Here is an 11,640-nt window from a genome sequence, read left to right on the forward strand (position 1 = left end):
GCCTGTGTATTTAGGGGGATAAATGGTAAGCAAACAGAAAATTTTGATCGTTGATGACGACAATAATATCGCAGAGCTGATCTCACTTTATCTTGTGAAGGAATGCTTTGAGACACTTATTGTCGGGGATGGGGAATCTGCGCTGGAGGCCTTTGAGACCTTTGCACCGAATCTGATTCTCCTTGATCTGATGCTTCCCGGTATCGATGGATATCAGGTATGCAGAGAGATCAGAATGAAGTCTCAGTGTCCAATAATAATGCTTTCAGCAAAGGGCGAAGTTTTTGATAAGGTGCTTGGCCTTGAGATGGGCGCAGATGACTACATGGAGAAGCCTTTTGATTCCAAGGAACTGGTGGCGAGAGTAAAGGCTGTACTTAGAAGATATAAGCCGGTTATTACAGAGCCCGAGCCTACAGATGACAAGGTTGTAAGATATCAGGATCTTGAGATCAATATGACCAACTACTCCGTAAACTATCAGGGTGCCAGAATCGACATGCCGCCCAAGGAACTGGAGCTTTTGTATTTCCTTGCTTCTTCACCCAACAGAGTATTCACAAGAGAGCAGCTTCTTGATCAGATATGGGGCTACGAATATGTTGGTGACACCAGAACAGTAGACGTTCACATCAAGCGTCTCAGGGAAAAGATAAAGGATCACGAGACCTGGCGCATAGCTACTATTTGGGGTATCGGATACAAATTTGAAGTTCAGGTATAAAAAAGCCGTAAGACTAAAGGGTCTCTACGGCAGAGTATACCTAATAAAAATGAATTACTGCGGGCTTACACCTTTGCCCTTATACTGCAGAGGTGTAAGGCCGTATTCTTTTTTAAAATAAGTAATGAAGCTGCTGGTACTGGGAAAAGCCAAAAGGTCCGAAATGGCAGAAACTGACAAAGATGTAGTCTCCACAAGTGTCCTTGCGTACTCAAGCTTCCTGCTTCTGATAAATGTCATGGGACGCATGCCAAGCTCTTTTGCAAAGGTGTCGGAAATATAATTGGCGGAGCGGTGACTTATCTGCGACAGTGTCTTCATGGTGATATTATCGTGAAGATGGCGAAGAATGTATTCGCAGCAGGACTTGGTTATGGGACCGCACTCCTTAAAGGCGTAGTCGTGTACTGCGTAGGTGAAGTCCCGAAGAGCCTTGTTGCTTAGAAGATTGATCTTCATGATGTCATTTATTTTGTCCATGTAACGCAGATATCCATCACTTATGGCGTAGGCAATGTGCTCCGGAAGCCCTCCGTCTATGGCAGCTCTTGTGGCCAGAGTAACATTGGCGATAAGAAGATATTTTGCAAAAAGAAGAGGACTCTCTGAAACATCTCCCACGGTGTCGGGACCTGCAAAGGCACCCTTGGTATAGGGCTCTATTACAGTGGTCTTGGTTTTTACAATGTTGTCAAAGGCGGTGGATACTACTTCATCGATTCTTACAACATCTCCTGCAGCCACATAGTAGTAGATGGCTTTTTCCTGAATTCGCCTGGTTCCGTTGTCCGGGCCCGGAGTGTCATTGGACATGAAAATATGCTGGGAGACAGAAGCAAATATCTGCTTGGATTCCTCCTTTATCAGCTTTTCCATCTTTTCAATATTCTTTTTAATATGTTCTTCTTTTGATTCCTGTCGTTTATTATCACTCATGGCATTATCGTATTAGCATATATGAATAAATGTTATAAAGTAATTTTGGCGAAAATTTATCTGTAAAATCTTATATTTATCTGTTAAATATCATAGCATTTTTCCCTATTATTGTTAATATCAATTTATCGGTTATAAGAGTGATTTCGGTACTCAAATAGTTTTACCGGGAAAGGAATTTAAAATGGCGACAGATATTAAGAAACTCGTTTCAGAGATGACACTTGAAGAAAAGGCATCCCTCCTTGGCGGCGATGACTTCTGGCACACCAAGGCAGTAGAGAGACTTGGTATTCCTAAGTTTATGATGTCAGATGGACCTCACGGTCTTCGTAAGCAGGACACAGAGGGGGATCACCTGGGAGTTAACGACAGTATAAAGGCTGTATGTTTCCCTGCTGCATGTGCTACAGCTTCAAGTTTTGATACAGAGATGATTGGCAAAATGGGCGAAGCTATAGGCGATGAGTGCCAGGCTGAGGATCTTTCCATAGTACTTGGTCCCGCTGTAAACATTAAGAGAAGCCCTCTTTGTGGAAGAAACTTTGAGTACTTTTCAGAGGACCCTTACCTTGCAGGTAAGATGGCAGCAGCATATATCAATGGTGTTCAGTCAAGACATGTTGGAACCAGCATTAAGCACTTTGCGCTTAATAACCAGGAGTTTTTCCGTATGAGCAACTCTTCAGAAGCTTCTGAGAGAACCATGCGTGAGATTTACTTCCCAGCATTTGAGATCGCAGTAAGAGAGTCACAGCCAAAGACCGTTATGTGCTCTTACAACAAGATAAACGGAACCTACGCTTCAGATAATGAGTGGCTTCTTACCAAGGTTCTCAGGGATGACTGGGGATATGAAGGCTTCGTAATGACAGACTGGGGCGCTGTTGATGACAGAGTACAGGGCGTGCGCGCAGGCCTTGAGCTTGAGATGCCCGGAAACACAGCTGAAAATGATGCAAAGATCGTTGCAGCAGTTAAGAGCGGCGAGCTTGATGAGAAGCTTGTGGACAGATCCTGCGAGAGAATCCTCAAGGTTGTTTATGACTATTTTGATAACAAAAAGGAAGGCGTTGTATTTGACAGAGACGCAGATCACGAGAAGGCAACAGAGATTGCTGCAGAGTGCGCTGTACTTCTTGAAAATAACGGCATTCTTCCTCTTGATGCAAATAAGAAGATTGTTTACATCGGTGAGTATGCAGAAGCACCCAGATATCAGGGCGGCGGCTCAAGCCATATAAACTCATCCAAGGTTACAAGTGCTCTTGAATCAGCAAAGGCAAAGGGCAGAAATGTAGAGTATGTAAAGGGTTTCCAGGCACAGGCAGATGAGCCTCTTGATAAGGCCGAGTTGGATAAAGCTCTTGCAGCAGCAAAGAATGCTGACGTAGTAGTTATTTTTGCAGGCCTTCCGGACATCATCGAGTCTGAAGGCTATGACAGAGAAGATATGAACATGCCTGCAGCTCAGAATGAGCTCATTGAGGCAGTTGCAGAGGTTAATGAGAACGTGGTTGTTGTTCTTCATAACGGAAGCCCCGTTGAGACACCCTGGGCTGATGATGTAGCAGCAATCCTTGAGATGTATCTTGGCGGACAGGGCGTAGGTGAAGCTACAGATAAGCTCCTCTATGGCGAGAAGAACCCCAGCGGACATCTTGCTGAGACCTTCCCCATGAGAGTTCAGGATAACCCTTCATACCTTAATTTCAATACAGATCCTGAGAAGTGCTACTACAGCGAAGGCGTTTATGTTGGATACCGCTATTATGACAAGAAGATGATGCCTGTACGCTGGGCATTTGGACATGGCCTGTCCTATACAACCTTCGAGCTTTCAAATCTCAGGGTTTCATCCGACAAGATGAGCGATGATACCAAGATCAAGGTTTGCGTAGACGTTAAGAATACAGGCTCTGTTGCAGGAAAAGAAGTAGTTCAGCTTTATGTGGGCGACTTGAACGGCACTCCCGACAGACCCGTTAAGGAGCTTAAGGGCTTTGCAAAGGTTGAGGTAGCTCCCGGAGAGACCAAGACCGTAGAGATGGAGATCTGCTCAAGAGCACTTTCATATTTTGATGAAGGCCTTGGCGATTGGTTTGCACCCACAGGAAAATATGAACTTCTTGTTGGTAATGCAAGTGACAACATCACTCTTCGCACAGAGATTAGCTTCGAGACAAAGAAGATTAAGCCTATGAGAGTTGATGGATCTCTTACAGTTGGCGAGCTTATGGCTAATGCCGCAACTGCACCTATCATCGGTGAGATAATGAAAAAAGCCATGGAGAATTCACCTTTCGAAGGAGCAGAGGAAAATGATGCTATCGGCGATAAGATGATGCAGGAGATGATCAAGTTCATGCCTGTTAAATCTCTTAAGTCCTTTGGAATGATGAATGATGAGCAGGCAGAGCAGCTCCTTGGCGCTGTAAAGGCTGCGCTTGGCAAATAATTAAATATGCTTCTCACTAAGGTCCTCGGGGTGGTGTAACAAGTGCCGCTCTGGGGGCTTTTTTAAAATACAGGAAATTTGAATTTCCTGTATTTTAAAAAAGCAATTATGCGCAGCTCGCAATAAGGAAATTTATTGCTTCGCAATATTGCTCGCGCGCAAGGATTTCGCAAGCGAAATCCTATTTTATGTTAAAATAGATTTGATTACTATAAATAACAGAGGACATAATGAAACGTACACTTTATCTTAAATTTCTAATTGCATATCTGCTTTTTGGAATTTTCGGATTCATAATGGTTGCAACCTTCGTATCCAACATGACCTTTGAGCACTGTAAGAGAGAAAAAGCGGAATCCCTCTATGCGGAAGCAACGCAGATTGCCAACACCTATGCGGCCGATCTGTACAATGCCGAAACTTCCCTTGATACCGTTCATCGTCAGCTCAGTGCTTTGTCGGCATACATGGCAGGTGCGAAGATATGGATAGTAAACCCTTCCGGACGTCTCGTTCTTGATTCGTCCAAGATCATCAGCCAGAACGAAGAAATCATTGTTGACGGCTTTGATCCCACAGTAACAGCCGGAAGCTATTACACAATCGGAACCTTCTGGGGCTGTTTTACAGAAGACAACATGAGCGTATTTGCGCCTATTACAGCTAATTATAAGGTGCAGGCCTACGTGGTAATTCATCTTCCCATCAGTCAGATCAGGAAAAATGCGGACGGATACCTCAACATCTCCTATCTGATGCTGGTTGTCATGTTCCTTTTGTCACTGATAATACTTATCTTTTTTACAGAGCTTGTATACATACCCCTTAGAAGGATCACCCAGGCTACAGAGCAGTACGCATCCGGAAATATGGACTACGAGTTCTCCGTTGAATCAGAGGATGAGATGGGATATCTTGCTGCATCGCTTTCATATATGGCAGGCGAGATTGCTAGGCAGGAGGACGATCAGAAGAAATTCGTGGCAAATGTATCTCATGATTTCAGATCTCCCCTTACTTCAATAAGAGGTTATTTGTCCGCAATGCTGGATGGCACAATTCCGCCCGAGATGCATGAAAAATATCTTGGCATTGTTTTAAATGAGACAGAGAGACTTACCAAGCTTACAAACGGTCTCCTTACCCTGAATAATTTGAACGCCAGGGGCATGCTTCTTGAAAGAGCTGACTTTGATATAAATCAGGTAATAAGGAATACCGCGGCATCCTTTGAGATGACCTGTCTTGAGAAAAAGATTGCAATCGAGCTCGTTTTGACGGATGATAAGATGCTGGTAAACGCTGACCTTAGTAAGATTCAGCAGGTTCTTTATAACCTTCTTGATAATGCAATAAAGTTCAGTCATCACGACTCCGTTATCAAGATCGAGACCACAGAAAAAAGGCGCAAGGTTTTCGTATCCGTCAAAGACAGCGGTATCGGAATCCCCAAGGAAGATCAGAAGATGGTCTTCGAGCGTTTTTATAAATCAGATGCTTCAAGAGGAAAAGATAAGAAGGGCACAGGCCTTGGTCTTTCTATCGTAAAAGAGATTATTAAGGCCCACGGCGAAAATATAAACTGCATCTCTACCTATGGGGTTGGCACAGAGTTCATTTTTTCCATTCCAAAAGCCGCTTCCATGGATAGCGATGAGGAGGTTTAAAAGGCGTAAGTTGTGCCTTTTTGAATAATTACGAAAGTAGGAGAATTTTTAATGCATATAGTTTTGCATCAGCCGGAGATTCCACAGAACACCGGCAACATCGGAAGGACCTGCGTTGCAACAGGCAGCAGCCTTCATTTGATTGAACCCCTTGGCTTTGCTCTTCATGGAAAAGATATAAAGCGTGCGGGCATGGACTACTGGGATAAGCTTGATTACACCAGATACACCAACTACGAAGAATTTAAGGAAAAGCATAAAGGAGCAAAGGTCTGGCTTGCGACTACCAAGGCAAAGCGCTCCTATACAGAGGTTTCCTTTGGCCCTGACGATTTCATAATGTTTGGAAAAGAAAGCGCAGGAATCCCTGAGGAGATCCTTGTGGATAACGAAGAGGACTGCATCAGAATTCCCATGGGACACGATATCAGATCCCTGAATTTATCTAATTCCGTTGCGATAGTTTTATATGAAGCCCTTCGACAGAACGGTTTTCCCGGAATGGAAGAAGAGGGAGAACTCCACAGACTTAAGTGGAAGGACTGACGCTTTAAGTGAGGCTTATCGGTTCGATAGTAAGATATTCCTAAGCATATACAGGAGAAATAAATGGCAAAGAAAAATGCAGCAAAGGAGAATGCTCCCTACAAAAAGGGAGATGTTCTCACTGTAAAAATTGAAGATATAGGAAACGACGGGGAGGGTATTGGCAAAGTTGATGGCTATACCCTTTTTGTAAAGGATGCGGTTATTGGCGACCTTGTAAAGGTCTCGGTGATGAAGAGCAAAAAAAACTATGCATACGCTCACCTTGATGAAGTAATAGAAGCTTCAGATTGCAGAGTGGAGCCCCCTTGCCCTGTATCAAAGGCCTGCGGCGGATGTCAGATTCAGAACATGGCCTACGAAAAGCAGCTTGAATTCAAGCAGAACAAGGTAAGGAACAATATCGTAAGACTTGGCGGATTCGATGGCGATTTTATCGATGGCATCATGGAGCCTATCATTGGTATGGATACCACGCACTTCAGATATCGCAATAAGGCCCAGTTCCCCATCGGAACAGGGAAGGACGGACAGCCCATTGCAGGATTTTATGCTGGAAGAACCCATGCAATTATCCCTGTTGAGGATTGCCTTCTTGGAACTGAGGAGAACAAAGAGATTCTCGAAATCGTTCTTGACCATATGAAAAAGAATGGCATTCCTGCCTATGATGAGACTACAGGCAAGGGTTTGATGCGCCACGTACTTATCCGCAAAGGATTTACCAGCGGTGAGATCATGGTTTGCCTGGTTGTGAATGGTAGGGGTGGAAAAGCCGCTAAGAATAATACTTCCGCAAATAACAGTGATGCCAAAACTTCAGCGCAGTTCCTTAAAGGACAGGACGAGCTTGTAAGCAGACTTAGTAAAATAAGCGGAATGAAGAGCATCTCCGTAAACATAAATAACGAAAAGACCAATGTTATCCTCGGAAGAGAGGTTCATGTTATTTGGGGAGAGGAAGCGATTTCCGACACCCTCTGCGGTATTAACTTCAGGATATCACCCCTGTCTTTCTATCAGGTAAATCCTGTTCAGACAGATAAGCTCTACACCACAGCAGTGTCCTATGCAGGGCTCACAGGAAAAGAAACTGTTTGGGATCTTTACTGCGGCATTGGAACCATAACCCTGTCCATGGCGAAAAAGGCTGGACACGTTTACGGGGTAGAGGTAATACCTCAGGCAATAGATAACGCAAGAGATAATGCAAAGAATAATAATATCGGAAATGCCACATTCTATGTGGGCAAAGCAGAGGAAGTCCTTCCTGACTTCTACAACGGAAAGCTTGATGGAGAAAAGAGCCAGAATGGCGACTTTGGAGCATCTGACTCAGAAGATACCGCTGCAGGCAGCAGGGCCAAAGCCTTACATCCTGACGTAATCGTAGTTGATCCCCCCCGCAAGGGCTGTGACATCGCCTGCCTTGAGACCATGCTCAAAATGTCTCCGGACAGAATCGTCTATGTCAGCTGTGACTCCGCCACTCTTGCAAGAGACCTCCGCATTCTTGTAGACGGCGGCTACGAATTAAAGAAAGTCCGCCCCTGCGATATGTTCCCCAATACGGTTCATGTCGAGACAGTATGTTTATTGTCCAAACTTCATGAAGCAAAGCATCATATCAACGTAAAGGTAGATATGGACGAGCTTGATCTTACAAGTGCGGAAGCGAAAGCAACATATAAAGAGATTGAAGAATGGGTGCAGGAGCACTACGGATTCCATGTGACAAACCTGAATATAGCTCAGGTAAAGCAGAAGCATGGGATTATAGAAAGAGAGAATTACAATAAGCCAAAATCAGAAAATAGCAGACAACCGGGATGCCCGGAAGAAAAGGTAAAGGCTATAGAAGAGGCTTTGAAATTTTTTCAGATGATATAAGGCCTGATTTATGGCGCAAGTTCTTTTATAATTATTCTGCCAAGGTCTTCTTTCGTGAAAGAAATGAAGAAATATACGAAAACTACATAGGTGGAATAGGAATACACGAACTTGCACACAGGTTTTCCTTGTCGGAGAAAAGCATTCAGAGAATCCTCAGGAATCAGAGGCTGGCCTTAAGCAAAGGTGCCCCTTCTGTCTGATCATACCAAAACAAGAGTGTTCTTTAGATGTGGAGGTTGTGGGAAGAAACAGGAGTTTATCAATTCCTATAGATTTAGAGTAAATGCTAACGGTAAGAGTGTTGATGTATGGCTGATATATCGATGTAAGAAATGTAAACATTCCAAGAACCTCACAATTTATGAAAGGACTCGTCCAGGAAAGATACCTGAAGAATTGTTTGAGAGCTTTATGAATAACGATATGGAAACTGCCATGAAGTATGGTAGCGATATAGACTTTTTAAAAAGAAACAATGCTGAATTAAAATGAATCTCGGCTGGGTCTTGTGCCCAGCCGTTTCTATAGGGAGAATAAAATGGAAAAATATTATTATCACGTAATATCCGACATTCCCAAGACGGTCGGTGAACATATCATTCTGGATGACAAGCATCCAAACGGTGTCCACAAGCGTGTATATGAGGAACTCGAAACAGTAAATGATATATATAACAATCTTGAAAAATATAAGGATACAGAACTGACGCACAAGGTGGATGTAGCGCTTCGTGAGCTTGCGTTGGAAAAAGTTAGAAAAGAAAAGTATTCGGAGTACCCTTCGAGAATGGCTTCGCTATATGTGTCTAAGTCATACGAGGAAGCTGAGAGGTGGGGAGTCCCCAAGGATGCTTATCTTGAATGTATGACAGCGTATCTTAATAAAGAGACCGAAAATGGTTGGTACCTATGCATGTTAGGAGATCAAATTGTCGGGGGTTAGGTGTAATCGATAATGATTTTCATGACAGGAAGGACTTAAGCCCCAATGTTTGCGCTGTATATACTGAAGAGGCTCATCGTGGACAGGGGATAGCAGGAAATCTTCTTAATCTTGTTGTGGAGAACATGAATAAAAAAGGAATTTCACCGCTCTATCTTGTTACAGATCATACTGGTTTTTATGAGCGTTATGGATGGGAGTTTTACTGTATGGCTCAAGGGGATGATGAACCGGAGCAGACGAGATTGTACATTCATCGATGATACATTTGAAATAAACAACTAGGAAAAGACGCACTCTATACTTACTAATGGCAGGTATGAGTGCGCCTTTCCGTGTCTGAAAGAAAATTTATAAAATCCGGGTGCTTAATCATTTCACAAATTAAGCGAACATTAATCAACCTGTTGGAAATTCCGACAGGTTCGGATGGAAGGCAGTAGATTCTGCGAGGTGAATTCTGCCTATATTTCAGGGCTTGTTGGCATGCCTGATAAATTATTTGTCGGTTTTGGAGGTAAGTTGTGATTCACATATTCTTGTGCTATAGGTTATTAATCGTTTCAGGGTATCAGAATCAAAGCTATAGGCATTTTGCACCAATTCAAACAGATAAGGCGCATCTTTTTTACTAATTACAAGATAATCAGGGGACATATCATCTGTTTTACCTACAAGATAATCGACAGAAGTGCATAAGCATCTTGCAATTACTTCTACTGTTTGATATGAAGGTACTCTTTCTCCATATTCATATCTGCAATATCCTATTTTAGATAAGTTTAGTCTTCGGGATGCTTCGGCCATGGTAATCCCGAGTTTTTCACGAGCCATTTTCAAACGTTCCGGAATTAATTGGTTTTCCATTTTTGTACCTCAATAATTTATTGACAGTAACCATTGGATAACTTATAATAACCATTATCCAATGGTTACTATAACGCATTGGGTAAAATTTTTCAATGGATAGGCGTATGGATTTTAAGTATAGGATTATCAAAGATGAAACAGTTTACCTGAGAATGGCAGATTGTATTAATGCCTTAGGATATAGTTCAGAACAGGTCTTTATTAAAGAGAACCCTGATGCATATGAGGTATCTGATGAATATGGACTGCTTATCGAGGAAAGCAAGTACAATAATCTTCTTAATTGCAGGCATAATAGATCGGAAGTTAATATGCAGATAACATATGTCGAAACGTTAGAGTGTCGGATAAACAATTATTGCAAACTTTACCCAATAAAGTATATGCTGGCAAAGGAATTACTTGAACACCAGGCATATCAATCGGGATATAGCAATATTGATGATTTCATAAACAAAAATGATATCCCTGATGAGATTAAAAGAATCAGCAAATCTTTTGAGAGCAGGAGTTCATCCTTAAAATCTTATAATAAAAAACTTCAGGAATTAAAAGATCCGGCATTCATCAATATGAATAGCATTGCTGAAAACGGACTAGAATTGCAATTTTTGACCGTATGTGAGAGAGGTTCTGTCGGTTTATTAGCGTTTATTATAGGTGAGAACTGTATTAAAGAGATTCTATTTGATGACGAATATATCTATACAGATTTCGGAGTGTTATCGGGTGAAGTATATTGGAAAGAATATTGTGACGATACAGATTTCGATAATGTTAAGATTAGTGATGTGAAACTTGGCAGAGACTTTAGGAAGTTCAATATATTAGAGAATTTAATATGGACGCTCAATAAGGTTGATTTTGATGATGAAGGGGATTGGTTGTATTGTGATAAGCCAGGTGTGTCTTTAGGAATTAACAAGGATATAGCAATGAATCTATTATCAAATGGTAATATTGCAAAAATTGTGTTGATACCGGGGATAGTAGACTGGAGACGAAACGTAATCTTGACTAAAGCTGAAATTGGGGCTTGACATGGGGAAGAAAGATAAGTTGATTGCGGTAGCTCGATTTAATACTGAGCTTAATCGGTATTTGGATACTGATTATGATGCTTTTATTATTTTTCGCTCTAAGGGACTTTTTGCTCATCTGATTAAGAGACAACATTTTCAAGCTGCGAAATATTATGATTATTTGCCGGATATTATTACAAACCCGGATTATATAGGCTTAAATGGAAGTGTACTCGAGATGGTGAAATGCTATAAGGACAACATTTTTATCACTATAAAACTTGATGTAAAGAAAAATAGGTATTATGTAGCCACAATGTTTGACATAAAGGAGGCAAAGCTTGATTCTTACATAAGGTCAGGAAGGCTCGTTAAAACCACTTGACTACGCGAAATATCTGATGTTATACTCCGGATATAAGAACATTTGACGAGCAGGAAAGGCACCCTGCGCTCCCTAAGTGGAATCTGATATGATGGATACGCCGCCCATCCAAATGTTTTTATGTTTTCACAGCGGATAATGTCAAGATTCTGATTGATGCTGCTGCGTAAGAAAGAATTCTTTGGGAACGAGTTTT

Annotated in this window: 12 protein-coding genes; 10 read left to right on the top strand and 2 right to left on the bottom strand. The window is 42.1% G+C overall.

What is annotated here, in order from left to right:
• Positions 1-22 precede the first annotated feature (22 nt).
• On the top strand, positions 23-724 hold the full coding sequence (locus G603_RS0104745; RefSeq protein WP_026669472.1) for a response regulator transcription factor: 702 nt from the start codon (positions 23-25) through the stop codon (positions 722-724).
• Positions 725-778: 54 nt separating this feature from the next.
• On the opposite strand, the gene G603_RS0104750 is transcribed toward G603_RS0104745, so the two are convergent.
• Entirely contained in the window at positions 779-1,660 is an 882-nt protein-coding gene (locus G603_RS0104750; RefSeq protein ID WP_026669473.1) for a helix-turn-helix domain-containing protein, read from the bottom strand.
• A gap of 184 nt (positions 1,661-1,844) precedes the next feature.
• Here G603_RS0104750 and G603_RS0104755 point away from each other — a divergent pair, with 184 nt between their 5' ends.
• From G603_RS0104755 to G603_RS19265, 7 genes are all read left to right on the top strand, one after another.
• Entirely contained in the window at positions 1,845-4,118 is a 2,274-nt protein-coding gene (locus tag G603_RS0104755) for a beta-glucosidase family protein (RefSeq protein ID WP_026669474.1), read from the top strand.
• A 230-nt stretch (positions 4,119-4,348) separates the two neighbouring features.
• A complete protein-coding gene (locus G603_RS0104760; protein ID WP_026669475.1) occupies positions 4,349-5,785 on the top strand; it encodes a sensor histidine kinase in 1,437 nt (478 codons plus the stop codon).
• A gap of 51 nt (positions 5,786-5,836) precedes the next feature.
• Entirely contained in the window at positions 5,837-6,331 is a 495-nt protein-coding gene (locus G603_RS0104765) for a tRNA (cytidine(34)-2'-O)-methyltransferase (RefSeq protein WP_026669476.1), read from the top strand.
• 63 nt (positions 6,332-6,394) lie between these two features.
• The gene (rlmD, locus tag G603_RS0104770; protein WP_051207474.1) at positions 6,395-8,221 is read left to right on the top strand and encodes a 23S rRNA (uracil(1939)-C(5))-methyltransferase RlmD; all 1,827 of its coding nucleotides are present in this window, start codon (positions 6,395-6,397) and stop codon (positions 8,219-8,221) included.
• Positions 8,222-8,440: 219 nt separating this feature from the next.
• Positions 8,441-8,716 (top strand): DUF1062 domain-containing protein, encoded by a 276-nt coding sequence (locus G603_RS23285; protein ID WP_050008154.1) that lies wholly within the window; start codon positions 8,441-8,443, stop codon positions 8,714-8,716.
• A 46-nt stretch (positions 8,717-8,762) separates the two neighbouring features.
• Positions 8,763-9,167 (top strand): DUF2441 domain-containing protein, encoded by a 405-nt coding sequence (locus G603_RS23110; protein ID WP_155832614.1) that lies wholly within the window; start codon positions 8,763-8,765, stop codon positions 9,165-9,167.
• Positions 9,134-9,430, top strand: coding sequence for a GNAT family N-acetyltransferase (locus G603_RS19265; protein ID WP_155832615.1), 297 nt, complete (start codon positions 9,134-9,136; stop codon positions 9,428-9,430). The genes G603_RS23110 and G603_RS19265 overlap by 34 nt, the downstream gene beginning before the upstream one ends.
• Before the next feature lie 235 nt (positions 9,431-9,665).
• Here the strand turns inward: G603_RS19265 and G603_RS0104790 are convergent, their stop codons facing one another.
• Complete coding sequence (locus G603_RS0104790) at positions 9,666-10,034, bottom strand: helix-turn-helix domain-containing protein (RefSeq protein WP_026496216.1); 369 nt, start codon at positions 10,032-10,034, stop codon at positions 9,666-9,668.
• Between the two features lie 107 nt (positions 10,035-10,141).
• Here G603_RS0104790 and G603_RS0104795 point away from each other — a divergent pair, with 107 nt between their 5' ends.
• The gene (locus G603_RS0104795) at positions 10,142-11,077 is read left to right on the top strand and encodes a hypothetical protein (RefSeq protein ID WP_026496215.1); all 936 of its coding nucleotides are present in this window, start codon (positions 10,142-10,144) and stop codon (positions 11,075-11,077) included.
• 1 nt (position 11,078) lies between these two features.
• On the top strand, positions 11,079-11,444 hold the full coding sequence (locus G603_RS0104800; protein ID WP_026669478.1) for a PBECR2 nuclease fold domain-containing protein: 366 nt from the start codon (positions 11,079-11,081) through the stop codon (positions 11,442-11,444).
• The last annotated feature ends 196 nt before the right edge of the window (positions 11,445-11,640 follow it).

The sequence above is a fragment of the Butyrivibrio sp. AE3006 genome (assembly GCF_000424165.1).
Lineage (GTDB): Bacteria > Bacillota > Clostridia > Lachnospirales > Lachnospiraceae > Butyrivibrio.